This window comes from Pyxidicoccus trucidator, assembly GCF_010894435.1.
Taxonomy (GTDB): Bacteria; Myxococcota; Myxococcia; order Myxococcales; family Myxococcaceae; genus Myxococcus; species Myxococcus trucidator.
Window position 1 is genome coordinate 382270 of record NZ_JAAIXZ010000006.1, and the last position, 16266, is coordinate 398535.

The 16266-nt window shown below is 71.4% G+C and carries 14 protein-coding genes; 10 read left to right on the plus strand and 4 right to left on the minus strand.

The features are described 5' to 3' along the window. The first annotated feature begins 21 nt into the window (after positions 1-21). From G4D85_RS19670 to G4D85_RS19710, 9 genes are all read left to right on the plus strand, one after another. Positions 22-2970, plus strand: a complete 2949-nt coding sequence (locus tag G4D85_RS19670; RefSeq protein WP_164014164.1) for a serine/threonine-protein kinase — start codon at positions 22-24, stop codon at positions 2968-2970. Positions 2971-3104: 134 nt separating this feature from the next. Continuing rightward, a complete protein-coding gene (locus G4D85_RS19675; protein ID WP_164014166.1) occupies positions 3105-4304 on the plus strand; it encodes an MXAN_6577-like cysteine-rich protein in 1200 nt (399 codons plus the stop codon). 105 nt (positions 4305-4409) lie between these two features. After that, complete coding sequence (locus G4D85_RS19680) at positions 4410-5141, plus strand: RNA ligase family protein (protein ID WP_164014168.1); 732 nt, start codon at positions 4410-4412, stop codon at positions 5139-5141. Positions 5142-5174: 33 nt separating this feature from the next. Beyond that, a complete protein-coding gene (locus G4D85_RS19685) occupies positions 5175-6368 on the plus strand; it encodes a non-canonical purine NTP pyrophosphatase (RefSeq protein ID WP_164014170.1) in 1194 nt (397 codons plus the stop codon). Beyond that, on the plus strand, positions 6365-7162 hold the full coding sequence (locus G4D85_RS19690) for a nucleotidyl transferase AbiEii/AbiGii toxin family protein (RefSeq protein WP_164014172.1): 798 nt from the start codon (positions 6365-6367) through the stop codon (positions 7160-7162). The genes G4D85_RS19685 and G4D85_RS19690 overlap by 4 nt, the downstream gene beginning before the upstream one ends. 102 nt (positions 7163-7264) lie before the next feature. Further along, positions 7265-7912 (plus strand): hypothetical protein, encoded by a 648-nt coding sequence (locus G4D85_RS19695; protein WP_164014174.1) that lies wholly within the window; start codon positions 7265-7267, stop codon positions 7910-7912. A gap of 117 nt (positions 7913-8029) precedes the next feature. After that, positions 8030-8470 carry a hypothetical protein gene (locus G4D85_RS19700; protein ID WP_164014176.1) on the plus strand — a complete coding sequence of 147 codons (441 nt, stop codon included), beginning with the start codon at positions 8030-8032 and terminating at the stop codon, positions 8468-8470. Between the two features lie 126 nt (positions 8471-8596). Further along, complete coding sequence (locus tag G4D85_RS19705) at positions 8597-8929, plus strand: PadR family transcriptional regulator (RefSeq protein WP_164014178.1); 333 nt, start codon at positions 8597-8599, stop codon at positions 8927-8929. Between the two features lie 8 nt (positions 8930-8937). Continuing rightward, positions 8938-11595, plus strand: coding sequence for an ABC transporter permease (locus G4D85_RS19710; RefSeq protein WP_164014180.1), 2658 nt, complete (start codon positions 8938-8940; stop codon positions 11593-11595). 10 nt (positions 11596-11605) lie between these two features. On the opposite strand, the gene G4D85_RS19715 is transcribed toward G4D85_RS19710, so the two are convergent. From G4D85_RS19715 to G4D85_RS19730, 4 genes are all read right to left on the minus strand, one after another. Beyond that, positions 11606-12115 carry a hypothetical protein gene (locus G4D85_RS19715; protein ID WP_164014182.1) on the minus strand — a complete coding sequence of 170 codons (510 nt, stop codon included), beginning with the start codon at positions 12113-12115 and terminating at the stop codon, positions 11606-11608. A gap of 34 nt (positions 12116-12149) precedes the next feature. Then, the gene (locus G4D85_RS19720; protein WP_164014185.1) at positions 12150-13214 is read right to left on the minus strand and encodes a hypothetical protein; all 1065 of its coding nucleotides are present in this window, start codon (positions 13212-13214) and stop codon (positions 12150-12152) included. A 99-nt stretch (positions 13215-13313) separates the two neighbouring features. Further along, positions 13314-14414 (minus strand): hypothetical protein, encoded by a 1101-nt coding sequence (locus G4D85_RS19725; protein ID WP_240359378.1) that lies wholly within the window; start codon positions 14412-14414, stop codon positions 13314-13316. Between the two features lie 70 nt (positions 14415-14484). After that, positions 14485-15648: an AI-2E family transporter gene (locus G4D85_RS19730; RefSeq protein WP_164014188.1), complete on the minus strand. Its 1164-nt coding sequence runs from the start codon at positions 15646-15648 to the stop codon at positions 14485-14487. A gap of 101 nt (positions 15649-15749) precedes the next feature. On the opposite strand from G4D85_RS19730, the gene G4D85_RS19735 reads away from it, so the two are divergent. Further along, the gene (locus G4D85_RS19735; RefSeq protein ID WP_164014190.1) at positions 15750-16238 is read left to right on the plus strand and encodes a hypothetical protein; all 489 of its coding nucleotides are present in this window, start codon (positions 15750-15752) and stop codon (positions 16236-16238) included. The last annotated feature ends 28 nt before the right edge of the window (positions 16239-16266 follow it).

Below are 16266 nucleotides of genomic sequence, written 5' to 3' on the forward strand. Positions count from 1 at the left end.
CCGGGACGTGGAGGCACGCGGATGAGCGATGAGGCGCGGGGTGGACGTGGCCAGCCACCCCCACCGGAGGAGGCGGACGCGTCAGCCCCCACCTTCGTCCCCCTGCCCTCCTCTGGCGGGGCCGCGACGGCCACCTGGTCCTCGTCCTCCGCGAGACAGGCCGCGCACCCCATGCCGGAGCCCGGACACGTGCTGGCCGGGCGCTACACGGTGCTGGAGCAGGTGGGCCAGGGCGGCATGGGCATGGTGCTGGCCGCGTACGACTCCCGGCTCGACCGGCGCGTGGCGCTCAAGCTGCTGCGCTACCGGAGCAGCTCGCCCGGTGCCACGGCGGGTGAGGCCCGGCTCGTTCGCGAGGCGCAGGCCATGGCCCGCCTGTCCCATCCGAACGTGGTGGCGGCCTATGACGCGGGCGCGCTGGAGGACGGCTCGGTCTTCCTGGCCATGGAGTACGTGGAGGGGCAGACGCTGCGAGGCTGGCAGGAGTCCCAGCCGCGCGCCTGGCGCGAGCTGCTCGCCGCGTATGTCGCCGCGGGCCGGGGACTGGCGGCGGCGCACACGGCCGGCCTCGTCCACCGGGACTTCAAGCCCGACAACGTGCTCATGGGCAGTGACGGCCGGGTGCGCGTGACGGACTTCGGCCTCGCGCGCTCGGGGACGGCCGCGCCCATCGACATCTCCCCCACCACGGCGCTGCCCACGGACGCCACGCTGAGCGGCTCGCTCACGGTGCCCGGCGCGCTGATGGGCACGCCCTTCTACATGGCGCCCGAGCTGCTGGAGGGCCAGCCCGCCGACGTGCGCAGTGACGTGTTCGCCTTCTGCGTGGCCCTGTACCACTCGCTTTACGGAGTCTCCCCCTTCGAGGGACAGAGCCTGTCGGAGCTGCTGCGCTCGCGGCGCGCCGGGCCGCCCACGCCCCCGACCCGCTCGGAGGTGCCCGCCTGGGTGGCGCGCGCCGTGCTGCGCGGGCTGCGTGCATCGCCGGAGGAGCGCCCCGCGTCGATGGCGGAGCTGCTGACCGCGCTGGAGGACGACCCGGAGCTGCGGAGACGGACCTGGCGCCGGAGCCTCGCGCTGGCGGCGGGAGGCGTGCTGCTCACCGGGCTCGCCGTGGGAGGCTGGTTCATCCAGCGCGCGAGGGAGCCGGGCTGCGGTGGCCAGGAGGCGCGGCTGGCCGGCATCTGGGACACGGCGATGAAGGAGCGCGTGCGGCAATCACTCCTCGGCACGGGCGCGCCCCACGCCCCGGACACCGCCGAGCGCGTGAGCGCGGCGCTGGACGGCTACGCCAGCCGCTGGGCGAAGCAGAGCACCGAGGTCTGCGAGGCCGCGCGCGCGGAGACGGCGGGCCCGCTGCGGCTGATGCAACTGCGCGAGTCCTGCCTGGAGCGCAGGCGGGCCCGCCTGCGCGCCACCACGGAGGTGCTGGCGGGGGGCGCGGACCGGGCGATGCTGGACAGGTCCGTGCAGGCGGTGCAGGGACTCCCGCTGGTGGAGGACTGCGCGGACGTCCGGTCGCTCACGGCGGCGGTGCCCCCGCCCGAGGACCCGGCGACACGCGCGAAGGTGGACACGTTGCTGGAGCGGGTGGACGGGCTGGACGCGCTGCTCGCCGCCGGCCAGCACAAGCAGGGCCTGCCCCTGGGGGAGGTGATGCTGAAGGAGGTGGAGGCGGTGGGCCACGCGCCGCTGCATGCGCAGGTCCTCTTCCTGGTGGCGCGGCTGCGCGACATCGCGGGCGACTACAAGGGCTCGGAGGCGCTGACGCGCGAGGCGCTCGCGGTGGCGTCCCGGGGCCGGGAGCCGGTGCTGATGTCACGCACGCTGAGCTACCTGGCCTACACGCTGAGCAAGCGGCACTCGCGCTTCCAGGAGGCCCTGGCCCTGGAGCCCGCGATGGACGCGCTCGCGGAGGCCACCGGGGACGACCCGGTACGGGCCATCGCGCACAGCGCACTGGGGTCGGTGCTGATGGAGATGGGGCGCTACGCGGAGGCGAGGTCGCGACATGAGCAGGCGCTCGCCCTGCGGGTGAAGGCATTGGGGCCCGAGGACCCCACCGTGGGGGACTCCACCGCGAACCTGGGCCTCGTGTCCTGGTGGCTGGGCGACTACGAGGACGCCCTGGACAAGACCGAGCGCGCGCTGACGCTGCGGCGGAAGGTGCTGGGCCCCAAGCACCCGGAGGTCGTCCATTCACTGGCGGCCGTGGGCGCCGTGCTCAAGGAACTGGGGCGCACCGACGAGGCGCTGGAGCACTTCGAGCACATCGCCAGGCTCCAGCAGGAGCTGCTCGGCCCCGAGCACCCCGCCGTGGCCACCGCGCTGAGCAACCTGAGCATCGCGCTGTATGACGTGGGCCGATACGCGGAGGCCCTGGAGACCGCCGATCGCGCCATGGCGCTGCGACAGAAGATACAGGGCCCGGAGCACCCGGACGTGGCCGCCATCCTCATCAACATGGGCATCGCGCTCCATGAACTGGGACGCTACGAGGAGGCCCGTGCCCTGCACGAGCGCGCCCTGGGAATGTGGGAGAAGGAGCTGGGCCCCGACCATGCGCTCGTGAGCAACGCACTCACCTACCTGGGTAACGCGCTCTTCAAGCTGAAGCGTTACGTGGAGGCGGAGGCCCGGCTCGAGCGCGCGCTCACCGTCATGGAGAAGGCGCTGGGGAAGGAGCACCCCGAGCTGGCCTATCCGCTGATGGGGCTCGGGCAGGTGTGGCTGGGCCGGGACAGGCCGGCCCAGGCGCGCCCCCTGCTGGAGCGGGCCCTCGTGCTCGCGCCGGTAGGGGCCCGCGCCAGCGTGCGGCTCGTCCTGGCGCAGACGCTCTGGGAGCTGGGCGAGAAGGAGCGCCCGCGCGCGGTGGAGCTGGCCACCCAGGCCCGGGAGCAATGGCAGCGGCTCCACCACCCGAAGGCCGCCGAGACCTCGCAGTGGCTGGCGACGCACGGCCAGCGCTGAGCCGCGCGCGTCCATGACTCGCGGAGGTGTGGAACAGGTGGCACCCACATGCCCCCGGGTGCTCCTTCCGCGGCGAGTGCGGCTGCCTACCCTTGCCGAACGCCGAATCCCCTGCGCGGAGGACGCCGCCCGACATGCCGCGCGAGTTCGCCATCACCTCCCCCACCCCGACGCTCTCGCTGGAGTCGGACGGGCGCGGTGAGATTGCCTTCACGGTCTCCAACGTCACCGACCGCGCCATGCACGCGGGGGCCAGGCTGCTGCCCGCGCCCCCACTGAAGCCCGAGTGGCTGAGCATCCGGGGCAAGGAGCTCCGCGACATGCCACCGGGCGCCACCGAGGTCTTCACGGTGGACGTCCACGTGCCGCCCGGCACGCCCCCGGGCCCGTACACCTTCCAGCTGGTGGTGGCGGATGTGGACCTGCCCGACGAGCGCTTCGCGGAGGGGCCGACCATCGCCGTCGAGGCGCGCGCCGCGCCGCTCCCCGCGAAGCCCTTCCCCTGGTGGTGGCTCGTGGTGGGAGGGCTGGTGATTGTCGGAGGCGCCCTGGCGCTCTTCTTCGGCCTGCGCGGCGACGGCCCCGTTCCCGAGACGTGTCCCGCCGGACAGCTGGCTTGCGAGGACCGGTGCGTCGACGTCCAGGCGGACCCGAAGCACTGCGGCGCGTGTGGCAACGCGTGCGGCGAAGACCAGGACTGCAGCGCGGGGCAGTGCGTCCGGGGAGCCTGCCCGGAGGGAAAGACGCGGTGTGGAGACGTCTGCCTCGACACGGCGAAGGATGACCGGAACTGCGGGGCCTGCGGTGCGACCTGTGGCGCGGGGCTGTTCTGCCGTGACGGACGCTGCCAGTGCCCCTCCAACCTGACACTCTGCGGCGGGCGCTGTGTGGACACGAACAAGGACGTCCAGAGCTGCGGCGGGTGCAACACGCGCTGCGGCGCGAACCAGGTCTGCGAGGACGGACGCTGCATCTGCACCGGGAGCCTCACGCTCTGCGGAGGCCGGTGCGTGGAGACCGACACGGACGAGCAGAACTGCCGGACCTGCGGCGTCCGCTGTGGTCCGACGCAGCAATGTCTGGATGGGACATGCAAGTGCGGCACGGGACTGACGCTCTGCGGAGGCTCCTGCGTCAACATGCAGACCGACGAGAGGAACTGTGGCCGCTGCGGCACCAGCTGCGCCACGGGCAGGGTCTGCAAGAGCGGCGCGTGCGTCACGTCCCTTCCCGCGCCCTGTGGACTCGGGCAGATCCTCTGTCCTTGCACGGGCACGTGCATCTCCAACGCGATGTGCTCGAAGCTGTGCGCGTCGGGCGTGCAGCCGAAGTGAGCAGCCCGGGCCGCGGGCCCCTCACCATGGGCTCCAGGTCACCCGGTACGCGAGCAGGTGACACGGAGCAGGAGGGCTCACGGTGTCGGTGATACCCTCCCACTGGTGCAACCCCTCCCCACCCCGGACTTCCGTCCGCTGGGCCGCAAGGCCTATGGCTCCATTCCCCACCTCCCGGGCTCGCGCACCGGCCCGGCGGACCGGCACCTCTCGCCCGCGCTGGCGCGCGTGTGCACCGAGCGGGTCCGCGACGCGAGAGACCACGTGGTGGTGCTGGAGAAGCTCGACGGCTCCTGCGTGGCCGCGGCGCGCGTGGGGGACTCGGTGCTGGCGCTGGGCCGTGAGGGACGTCTCGCGTCGCAGTCACCCAACGAGTCACGCCGGCTCTGGGCCGCGTGGGTGACCACGCAGGTGGAGCGCTTCCTCGCCGTGCTGCAGCCAGGAGAGCGACTTGTCGGAGAGTGGCTCGCCCTGGCGCACGGCACCCGCTACACGCTGTCGCATGAGCCCTTCGTCGCCTTCGACCTGATGCGGGACGGCGAGCGACTGCCCTGGGCCGAGGTCACCTCGCGCATCCGCGCGGGAGGCTTCGTGACTCCGGGCGTGCTCCATGAGGGTGGGCCGCTGGGCATCGACGGGGCGCTGGCGCGGCTCCAGACGGGCGGATTCCACGGGGCCGTGGACCCGGTGGAGGGGGCCGTCTGGCGGGTGGAGCGGCGGGAGGGCGCGGGTGTCAGGGTGGAGTTCCTCGCCAAGTATGTACGGCCGGACAAGGTGGATGGCAGCCTCCTGCCGGAGAACACCGGGCAGGCCGCCGTGTGGAACTGGCGCCCCTAAGGTGGGAGGCCGCAACCGCAGGGAGTACCAGCCGTGACACGTGCGCTCTTCGTCACCGGGAACCAATACAAGGCCGACGAGGTCGCCCGGCTGCTCGCGGGGCTCGACGTCACGTGGCGGAAGCTTCCCTTGCCGGGGCTCGAGGAGGCGGCGCCCGAGGGCGGCCCCATCGACCTGGCGGGACTGGCGAAGCGCAAGGTGCTGGCGGCGTACCGCGAGCTCGGCACGCCCTGCTTCGTGGAGACGACGGCGCTGGAGCTGGATGGCGGGCCCGCGCTCACGGGCGCGCGGTTCAAGAAGCAACTGCTCGCGCTGGGCGAGCGCGGCTTCCTCGCGACCCATGGCGGCCGCCGGGGCCGCACGCGCGTGGCGGTGGCGTATTCGGAGGACGGGAATCCGGAGCGCGTTGCCGTCTTCGAGGACTCCATGGAGGGCACGCTGCTGGCGGAGCCTCGTGGCGATGGCGGCTTTGGCTGGGACCGCGCGTGGCTGCCGGATGGCTACTCGCGCACGCTCGGGGAGATGCCGAGGAACAAGTTCTTCCTCAACATGCGACACCGGCCCTACCTGGAGCTGGCGGACCGCCTGCGGGCGCAGTCACAGGGTGGCGCCTTCGAGGCGCACATCACCGTCTCCGCGCGCTCGGAGGAGGACCTCCAGCGCTTCCGCGCGTTCTGCGAGGCGGTGTCGGTGAAGTGCATCTTCATCGAGCTGGGCCGGGGCGCGGAGCTCTTCCAGCCCATGACGGCCTCGTACCACCACGGCACGCTCCGGCAGGCACGCGAGGAGGTGCAGGCCATGGCGCGCTCCCTCGCGGCACAGGGCTTCGACGTGACGCGCCTGAAGCTGGAGGCGCTGGGCAAGAATCGCGACATCCCCGAGGACGACGCGACGGCGAAGGCACAGCCCGCGAACTACTTCGAGTTCCACGTGAAGGCGCTGGTGCCCTCCGGCGGCACGGGCGTGGAGGCGCTGCGGGTCCGGTGTGAGAAGCATGGCGCGCATCTGTCGCGCAACGCGCGCAAGGTCCGGGAGGACGGCGCCTCCGAGCGCTTCGTCACGCTCCGGGTGTACGGGCTGGGCCGGGCGAACGCGGATGCGCGCTTCACGGCGCTGCTGGAGGACCTGGCGGGGTCGGGACTGACGCTGACGCAGCGGCTGCGCGAGTGGACGGTGTACGACTCCAATCACGCGTTGGACCGTGGCTGGCTGGAGGAGGCGAAGTGAGCGCCCACGAGTTGCCATTGCGCGCGGGGGCGGCGGTGCTGCGCCGCCTCGCGCGTTCCCCCGAGGTCGAGGCCCTGGTCCTCCGTGGCGGGTTGATGATGCGGCTGTGGAGCGGCCCGGTGCCCCGTCCGGTGGAGGACCTGGACTTCCTCGCACGCTTTCCCTTCGACGCCGCGGACACCGTGAGGCGGCTGGAGGCGGTGCTCCGTGTGGCGGTGGAGGACGGGTTCTCCTTCGGGGCGATGAGGTCCGAGGTCATCTGGGCGGAGACCGCGTTCCCTGGCGTGCGCGTCTTCGTGGAGACGCGGCTGCCCGGTGTCGAGGGGGCGTTCGAGCTGCGCATCGACACGGGCTTCGGCGACCCGATGGACCCCGGGCCCGCGTGGACGGAGTACGACGTCGGAGAAGGCGCGGCGCGAGTGCTGGCATGCCGGCCTGAGACACTGCTGGGCTGGAAGATGCACGGCCTGTTCGAGCGCGGAAAGGGTCGCTTCCGCCCCAAGGACCTGTTCGACGTGTATCTGCTCACCCGATACGCGCCGCTGGAAACGGAACTGCTACCCAATGCGCTGCGACTCGCGTTCCAGTCGCGCGGAGACTCGCTGGAGCTGATGGAGCGGCTGATGGTGGGCGAGTTCGGCCGGAGCCCGTGGAGCAACGAGAAGTGGGCCCGCTATCGGAACAGCCAGCCTGCCGGGCGTCCCGAGGCGCTGGCCGACGTGGTGGCGGCAGTCGCCCTGGCGCTCCGCCCCGTGTGGGAGGCCGCGCGCGAGCCGACCACGGCTGCCCGATAGCTGCTGCGGGTTGCCTCCCCGGCAACAGCCTGGGTGAAATTTCACACCTTGTTTAAAATCCTTCACTTGGGCAACCTGATGGCAACATCAGAGAGGGGGAGTATGAAATCAAGACCTGAACCACTCGCGCCGCGTCCCGCGGAGCTGCTGAGTGATGAGCAGCTTGGCGCTGTACCCCGAAGCAACGCGCGGGCGCCCACCCTGAAGATGCCCGGCGATGCCCAGAAGGCGGGCGGCTCGGCGGCGGGCGGCTCGGCAGGGCCTGCCGCTGAAAACGCCGCCCAGACAGCTCCTACGGGGGGAGGCTTCGATATCGGAGGCGGACTGCTCGGCCTGGCGGGGACGGTGCTCCAGCTTGGCTACAAGGACGTCGCGGATTGGGTCAAGGCCTGGGCCAAGGCCGCGACCACCTACAGCAATGTGTCTGACGTCGTGGCGCGTCCGGGCGAGCGGCTGGTCTTCGTGTTCAACCACGCCGACGATGAAGCAACGATTGTCTTCAACGGTGAGCGCGTCGCCTCCAAGAACCTGCGCGAGCCGCCCACGACACATGTCTCCATGCACGCCGTCAAACCCGGGTTGAACGTGCTCATCGTGGCCGTCGACAACCGCGGCTACTTCGACTGGGGCGTCTGGGTGGACGTCTACGAGGAGCGCTCGCGCCGCTTCCTCACGCGCTTCATGTTCAAGGGCAACGACGGGTTCTTCGGCAACATGCACATGTTCTCCTGCCGCGTCTGGGGTCGCTAAATGGGCATCTACGGAGCAGTCTTTGTCAGACGCGAAGGCGCGGGTCACCGGGGCCACGTCGCCTACTGTTTCCAGCGGTGGCCGGGCTCGGCCTGCTTCGGCTCGACCGAGGGCTTCATGGGCATGCCCTGGTCGCCGCCCCAGCTCAACATCACCTGGAAGCGGACCGCGACAGAGGCCCAGGTGATGAACCAGCTGCTCGGCCAGGGCTATGACGAGTACAAGATTCTGAGGGGCCGAGGCGACGAAGGCGCCGCGTTCCGGATGGTCGACGAGTGGTCCCAGAAGGGCTACGCGCTCGTCTTCGAGAACTGCATGGATGCGACGTATCACATCCTCACGGCCTTCGGCTGCTCGATGCCGCCCCCGTCGACCAACTGGATGCCCAACAACTGGTTCGACGCGCTTGCCTCCAAGTCCATCTGGCTCAAGGCAAACCAGAACATCTTCCCCGTGGGCCCTCGCGGCGCCGAGGAAGGGCTGCTGGAAGACAAGCAGGAAGCGCCTCCCGCGCCGGTGGACGGACCCGCTCCCGAGCTGGTCATGCCCAAGCCCTGACAGGCGATACAACTCACACCCCTGGTGCCAGTCCTTGCGTGAGGCCTGGCACCGGGGCCCCTCCCCTTGACACCTTAGGGGAGCCCGGGCACTCTCCCCTAAAAAGCTAAGGGGAGAGCCGGGCGCATGGCGGACACGTCGCTGGAGCTGGTGCAGGGCACGCTGGACGTGCTCATCCTGAAGAGCCTGTCGTGGGGCGCGCTGCACGGCTACGCGGTGGCGGAGGCCATCGGCGAGCGCAGCGGCCAGGTGCTCAAGGTGGAGGAAGGCGCGCTCTACCCCGCGCTGCACCGGCTGGAGAAGCGGGGCCTGCTGGAGGCCGAGTGGGGCCTGTCCGAGAACAACCGGCGGGCGAAGTTCTACAAGCTCACCTCCGCCGGCCGTGCCCACCTGCGCGCGGAAGCCCAGACGTGGACGCGCTACGCCGCAGCCGTGTCTCGCATCCTCGAGGTCGCCTGAGGCCCGCCATGCGAATGCCGCCTGGCTTCAAGCGCCTGCTCAAGCTCGCCGTGCGCCCGCGCGCGGTGGAGCAGGACGTGGATGACGAATTGCGGTTCCACCTGGAGCAGCGCGCGGAGAAGCTCCAGCGCGAGGGCCTTCCGCCCACCCAGGCCCGGGAGCTCGCCCGGCAGGAGTTCGGGGACCTGGAGCGCGTGCGCTCCGAGTGCGTGCGCCTGGGCCAGGAGAGGGAGCGAGAGCTGAAGCGCAGCCTCTTCCTGGACGCGCTGGCGCAGGACGTACGGTACGCGCTGCGGACGCTACGCAAGGCGCCCGCCTTCACGCTGGTGGCCATCCTCACGCTGGCGCTGGGCATCGGCGCCACCACCGCCCTGTTCAGCGTGGTGCGGGGCGTGTTGCTCAAGCCGCTCCCCTTCCCCGCTCCCGAGCGGCTCGTCCGCCTGTGGCAGGCGAGCCCCGTGCTGGACTCGCCGCGCAGTGCCCTCTCCCAGAACGACTTCGAGGACTGGAAGGCCCGGCAGCAGTCGTTCTCGGACGTGGGCGCGTGGTGGCACGTCGAGAAGATGTCGGGCGTGGACCTGAGCGGCCTGGGAGACCCCGAGGAGCTCGAGGCCACCTTCGTGACGGACGGCTTCTTCTCCACGCTCGGCATGGCGCCGCAGCTCGGCCGGGCGCTCCTGCCGGAGGAGAACGTGCCGGGCCAGGACGCGGTGGTGGTGCTCAGCCACGGCTTCTGGACGCGCAGGTTCGGCGCGGACCCGGCGCTCGTCGGGCGCACCCTCACCCTGGAAGGCGTGCCCCACACGGTGGTGGGCATCATGCCGCCGTCCTTCACCTTCCCCGCCGAGCAGATGGATGTGTGGCTGCCCCTGTCCCGCATCCCCGAGAGCGGCATCCCCCGCGTCCGCTTCAACCGCTTCCTCGCCGCGGCCGGCCGCCTCAAGCCGGGCGTGACGCTGGAGACGGCGCGCCTGGAGCTGGGCGGCATCGCCGCGCAGCTCGCGGAGGCGCACCCGGAGAGCAACGCCCAGTACCCCGCCGTCACCGCCATTCCCCTGCACGAGGCCATCACCGGCGACGTGCGCGCGGGCCTGCTGGTGGTGCTGGGCGCGGTGGGCCTGCTGCTGCTCATCGCCTGCGCCAACGTGGCCAACTTGCAGCTTGCCCGGGCCACGCTGCGCGAGCGGGAGCTGGCGGTGCGCGCGGCCCTGGGCGCGGGGCCGGGGCGGCTGGTGCGCCAGCTGCTCACGGAGAGCGTCGTGCTCGCGGCGCTGGGCGGGACACTCGGCCTGTTGCTGGCGGTGTGGGGCACGGAGGCCCTGGTGGGCGCCTCCGTGCAGCAGCTCCCCCGGCTGCGCGAGGTGGGCGTGGACGGCGAGGTGCTGGCCTTCGCCGCGGGCGCCACCCTGCTCACGGGCCTGCTGTTCGGACTGCTGCCGGCGCTCCGGGCCAGCTCCACGCGGCTGGAGCCCATGCTCAAGGCCGGGCGCGGCACGGTGGGCGCGGGCGGGGCGCGGCTGCGCGGAATGCTCGTCGTCGCGGAGGTGGCCATCGCCGTGGTGCTCGTCACGGGCGCGGGACTGGCCACGCGCAGCCTGGGGAAGATGCTCGCCGAGGACCCGGGCTTCCGCGCGAAGGGCGCCGCGGTGGTGAGCTTCTCCGTCCCCCAGGAGAAGCGGCCGCAGCGGAGGCAGTACCTCGCGGAGATACTTGAGCGCGTGCGCGCCGTCCCGGGCGTGCAGTCCGCCGCCCTGGTGAAGTACCTGCCGCTGGAGCACAAGGGCGAGGACCTCGCCTTCAGCCGCCCCGGCCACCCGGAGGACGAGGCGAGCCCACCGCACACGTTGCTGATGCACACGAGCACCGACTACTTCCGCACGCTGGGCATCCCCCTGCTGGGAGGCCGCGCCTTCGAGACCACGGACACGGTGGACGCCCCCGAGGTGATGGTGGTGAACCAGGCCTTCGCCCGCCGGTACTTCCCGGGCGAGGACGCGGTGGACAAGACAATCAAGGTGGGCACGACGGAGCTCCGCATCGTCGGCGTGGTGGGCGACGTGCGTCAGGCGGGACTGGCCGAGGCGGCACCACCGCTCAGCTATGTGCACGTTCTGCAGAGCACCCGCTCATCCCTGAACCTGGTGGTGCGCGGACAGGGTGCACTGCTGCCACTGGCCACCGCCGCGCGGCAGGCCATCTGGTCCGTGAATTCGCAGCAGACCATCAGCCGCATCACCACGCTGGAGGCGGTGGTGAGCGAGGCCGTGACGCGCCCGCGCCTGCTGTCCGTGCTGCTGGGCCTGTTCGCGGGACTGGGGCTCGCCCTGGCGGCGGTGGGCATCTACGGCGTGCTGGCCTACACGGTGAGCCAGCGGCAGCGGGAGATGGGCGTGCGGCTGGCGCTCGGAGCCCAGCCGTCGGACGTGCTGCGGCTGGTGCTGAAGAGCGGCATGGCCCTCGCGGGAGCCGGCGTCGCGCTGGGCGTCGCGGGCGCACTGGGGCTGTCACGGGTGATGGGGAGCATCCTCTACGGCATCGCACCGCATGACCCGCTCACGTTCGGCGGAGTCATGGCGCTGCTGCTCGGGGTGGCGCTGGTGGCGTGTCTCGTCCCCGCGCGCCGGGCCATGCGCGTGGACCCGGCGGTGACGCTCCGGGGGGAATGAGCCTCGCCGCTCAGCGCGAGGCGCGGCGCTGGGCCTCATCCACCGCCCTGCTGATGGCGGCCGAGTCCGGGAGGATGCGCCTCGCCTGGTCCGCCACCTCCAGCGCGGCATCCAGCTTGTCCTGCTGCCCCAGCGCGTGAATCCACCCGGCCCACGCCTCTTCCAGCAGCGACAGCGCCGCGCTGGCGGCGGAGGCGAACGCGGCCTCCGCGTCGACGGGCGAGGTCCGCGCCATGGCCAGGAACCGCCCCAGCTCGATGAGCGGCTCCGGCGCTCCGGCGGAGACATCCACCGCCGTGCGCAGCGCCCGCTCGGCCTCGTCGACGCGCGCGGCGGGCTCGGGCGCCTGCTCCCGCCCGAGCAGGCTCGTCCGGCTCAAGGACAGCAGGTTGGGAACGAACGCCGGACAGCATTCCGCCAGTTCCCGGTAGGCGTCGAGCCGACGGGAGCCGTCCACCGGCTCCGCGTTCGCCGCCTTCCACTTCCTTCGCAACTCCTGGGCCGTCAGGTGCGTGCTCATACCCGCACTCTAGGCCCAGGCCGAGCGTCATGGCTCAGGGCGAGTTCGGATCTCCAATGCCCTTGAACGGATTGAACGTGTACGTCGTCGAGAACCGCGAGGACGGGCTGAAGTAGTACGCCGCGAGCTTCGCCGGGTCGTTGCCCAATTCGCCGCGCAGGATGGGGCCGTCGTTCTGGTCGTCCCAGCCCCAGGACGTATTCGCCGAGTTCGTCCCGCACTGCCCCGCCACGTGGCCGCAGCCACCGCTCGTGTCGCCCCGGAACGTGCCCTCGGACGAGAAGAGCGTGCTCAGGCCCCGGCGCTGCCACAGGCCCTCGGAGCCGTAGATGTCGATGAGCTTGTAGCGCACGTCGGAGTCCGTGGCCGACGAGGGCTCCTCGGCCGTGGTCAGCGAAGGGAAGTACTTCACGCCGTCACCGACGATGTCATACGCCGGCCACGCCTTGAGCCCGTGGCCCTTGGCCTCCTGCGCGGTGATGGGGTGGAGCACGCCCTCGAAGGACGCATACGACAGCTTGCCGTCGATGGACTCCACCCCCGAGCCGAGCGGGCTGCCATCCGGCACGAAGGAGAAGAAGTCCTTGTGCGCCACCGTCACCGCGCCGACGAGCGCGCCGTACTCGGTGCCATTGCGCTCCACGATGAGCAGCACACCCTCGGCGTCGTTCTCATGCTCCGAGTCGAAGATGTTGTCGGACCAGTCGCGCGGGTGGAAGAACGTGTAGACGAGGTACCAGTGCGTGCTCGTCTCCACCAGCGAGTGGTAGGCGTGCGCGGTGAGCGCCCGGGACGGGGTGTTGTCCCAGTTGTTCGTCCCGCTCCAGTCACCGTCGAAGTCCACCCGGCTGATGTAGTCGCCCCGGCCGTTGAGTCCGTGCGAGCCCGTCACGTCCACGTCCTGGTAGTGGATGGGCGCCCACCGCTTCGCCAGCGCGGCGCGGAACGCCGTCGAGCCGGGGCCGGCGAGCGCCAACTCGGCGGAGCCGAAGGTGTCGTCTTCGAACGATTCCGGTCCGCAGGCGGACAGCAGCATCAGCGCGGCGGGAATGACAACGAGTCCAAGCGCGCCACGGGCACGACGGAGCATGGAGACCATGGAGGGTCCTCCCTTTCGGGCGGATTCCTACACGACTTCTCGATTACCAGGGTAATGCGGCTTACCGGGTTGCCCCCTTTTTACCTCCGGGCGCCGGGCTCAGTACGTCGCGGTGAGACCCCACTGGAGGCTGGAGTAGGTCTCCTCCGCCACACCGCCGGCCTCCCAGCCCGTCCGCGTCCCCGCGCCGGAGAAGGTGTCCTGGTAGCGCGACAGGCGGAAGCGCACGGAGTAGCCGAACGGCCCCCACAGCTCCCCCGCCACGCCCAGCTCCGCCTCCCAGCCGAAGCTGGACACCGACGTGCCGTAGTCGCTGACCTCCAGGTCCAGCGCCCCGCCCTCGTCGTCGAAGCCCTGCCCCGGCTTCGCGCCGATGAAGACCTGGCCCGCGCCCTCCAGACGCACCGCCCGCAGCAGCGGCACGGACACCTCCAGGCCCACCGCCGGGAACAGCCGGTGCGAGCCCAGGAGCGCGCTCTGCGCGGACTCGTCCACGTCGAAGGCGCGCGTCAGCAGGCCGGCCCGCAGCCCCGCGTAGCCCAGCAGCTGCTTCGACTCGCCCAGCGGGAAGAAGTAGCGGTACAGCGCCTGCGCGGTGAGCACCGAGTCCGTCGCCACCACCTCGCGCGTCACCGACTGCCCCGCATCGCTCAGCAGCGTCACGTTGGTGGACGAGTACCCGCGCCGGTAGCCCAGCAGCGCCCCAAGGCCCCGCACCGCGGATGGACTGCGCGCCAGCGGCAGCAGCTCCAGCTCGGCGGAGAAGCCCAGGTACGGCACCGTCGACGAGTAGTCCACCTGGTCCCCGAGCTGCTCGCTCTCGGGCTTCCGGTCGAACTCGCCGCAGGACTTCACTCCGGGCCGCGCGCAGTACTGGCGCCACGTCGTCGTGCCGCCCAGGAAGAGCCGCGCCAGCGGAGGGCGCAGCGGCTCGTCGCCCACCGTGCCGCCCGAGCCCGTGTCCAGCGCCACCTCCAGGAACGGGGCCGTCGGGGTGTTCGCCCCCCCGGACACCTGGCGCGGGCCGCGCAGCGCCGCGTCCACGGACTTCGGGGCCACGCGCTGCGACATGGCCTGGGGCGCGGGCGCGGCCTCCCCCTGCTTCACCACGACGTCGGCGTGCGCCGACGGGGAGGCCAGCACCACCGCCAGGGCGAGCGACCTGCCCCAGCGGACCATCGCGTGTCCGATGTTCATCATTCCCGGGGGAGGTTCACCCACCCCGCAGGCGATGTCCAGGCTCGCGACCGGGAGGCCGGAGCCCGGACCCTCAGGCGTTCATCGTCGCCGGAGCGCCCAGGGACGCTCCTCCCACCGACATCGGCGACGGCTCCGGAACCAGGGACGGCGACGAGTCCGCCGCCGCCTGCGCCTGCGCCGCCGCCAGGTGCTCCGCGCGGCCGATGCCGAGGAAGTCACGCCGGTAGATGCGCACCATGGCCATGAAGATGGAGGCGATGAGCGGGCCCACCAGCAGCCCCATCATCCCGAACACCGCCAGCCCGCCGAACATGGACAGGAAGACGAGCAGCGGGTGCAGCGCCATGCGCGCCCCGCACAGCTTGGGCCGGATGACGTTGTCGATGCTGCCCACCAGGAAGGTGCCCCAGGACAGGAGGAACACGCCCTCCGTCACCTTGTTCGCGGCGATGAGCACCACGCCGATGGGCCCCCACACCAGCGCCGTGCCGCCCACCGGCACCAGCGCCACCAGCACCATGGCCGCGCCCCACACGCCCGCATGCGGCACCCCGGCGATGAGCAGCCCCGCGAAGCCCACCGCGCCCTGGATGAGCGCCGTCACCGTGTTGCCGTAGACAATCGCGTAGGCCACGTCCGTGAACTCGCGCGAGAAGGCCTCGAAGTAGCGCTTGTCCAGGGGGATGAGCCGCATCACCTCGGACACCAGCCGGCGGCCATCGAGGAAGAAGTAGAACATGGCCACGGTCATCATGAACATGTTGATGACCAGCTCGGCGCCCGCGCTCACCACGTCCTTGAGCAGCGCCGCCCCGCCCGTCACGGCCGTCATCAGCGCCCGCTCCGTCTCCGCGCTCTCCGGGTCGAACCGGATGTAGCGGCTCAGACCGCGGGGCAGGCTGGAGGCGAACTGGTGACGCAGGTCCACCTGCTCCAGCAGGTCCTGCGCCTGCCCCACGAACTGGAGCAGCTCACGCGCCACCATCCACCCCACCAGCGCCAGCGGCACCAGGATGAGGAGGAACACCGCGAGGGTGGACAGCCCGGCCGCGAGGGACTTGCGACCGCGCAGCTTCTGGCCCAGGTAGTCCTGGACTGGCATGAACAAGACGACCAGGAAGCCGCCCAGCAGCACTGGCATGAGGAACGGCAGCAGAATCCTGGAGAAGAGAATCAACGCGAGCGCGAAGAGCCCCGCGAAAACGAAGTTCGACCAACGCCGAGTTTCACCCACCGCCCCACCCCACGCCGCCCCACGAGCCCACCGACCACCCCCAACCTAGGAACCCCCCTTCCCACCGGGAAGTCCGGGTTCACCCCCGCAGAGGAACAACCATGACTTCTGGACGTTTCGCGCCCCTGGGCGCCGCGGTACTCACGCTGGGACTCACGCTCGCCACCTCCGGGTGCGGGGATGGGGCCACGCCGTGCACGGAGTGCCCGGCCATCGAAGGCCGCTACCGGATGGACTTCGGGGACGCGGGCGCCCCGGACGATTGCGGCACACTGGGGGTGGATCTGCCCCGGGGCCAGCCGCTGGACATCACCCGCTCGGGCGCCGACCTCGCCGGCACGCTCCAGGGGGTGTCCCTGCGAGGCACCGTCTCCGGCCAGGGGTCCTTCAGCCTGTCGGGCAATGCCGCGGGCTCCCCGGATGGGGGCGTCACGCAGTCGCTGAGCCTGTCCGGCCTCTACACGCCCCCCATCCTGGACGGTGGGACGGCGCGGCTGGCCGGCAACTACAGCGGGAACTTCTCGCGCGCGGGGCCTAACGGGCCCCAGCGCTGCAACGTCATCACCCCGTTCTCGGCGACCCGGCCGTGAGGGTTCGGGCCGCTCGAGGACGGGAAGG

Bases quoted from the DNA above. Each gene is read 5' to 3' on its own strand.
- G4D85_RS19670 (WP_164014164.1), top strand. From the start codon at position 22: ATGAGCGATGAGGCGCGGGGTGGACGTGGCCAGCCACCCCCACCGGAG.
- G4D85_RS19675 (WP_164014166.1), top strand. From the start codon at position 3,105: ATGCCGCGCGAGTTCGCCATCACCTCCCCCACCCCGACGCTCTCGCTG.
- G4D85_RS19695 (WP_164014174.1), top strand. From the start codon at position 7,265: ATGAAATCAAGACCTGAACCACTCGCGCCGCGTCCCGCGGAGCTGCTG.
- G4D85_RS19700 (WP_164014176.1), top strand. From the start codon at position 8,030: ATGGGCATGCCCTGGTCGCCGCCCCAGCTCAACATCACCTGGAAGCGG.
- G4D85_RS19705 (WP_164014178.1), top strand. From the start codon at position 8,597: ATGGCGGACACGTCGCTGGAGCTGGTGCAGGGCACGCTGGACGTGCTC.
- G4D85_RS19710 (WP_164014180.1), top strand. From the start codon at position 8,938: ATGCGAATGCCGCCTGGCTTCAAGCGCCTGCTCAAGCTCGCCGTGCGC.
- G4D85_RS19715 (WP_164014182.1), bottom strand. From the start codon at position 12,115: ATGAGCACGCACCTGACGGCCCAGGAGTTGCGAAGGAAGTGGAAGGCG.
- G4D85_RS19720 (WP_164014185.1), bottom strand. From the start codon at position 13,214: ATGGTCTCCATGCTCCGTCGTGCCCGTGGCGCGCTTGGACTCGTTGTC.
- G4D85_RS19725 (WP_240359378.1), bottom strand. From the start codon at position 14,414: ATGATGAACATCGGACACGCGATGGTCCGCTGGGGCAGGTCGCTCGCC.
- G4D85_RS19735 (WP_164014190.1), top strand. From the start codon at position 15,750: ATGACTTCTGGACGTTTCGCGCCCCTGGGCGCCGCGGTACTCACGCTG.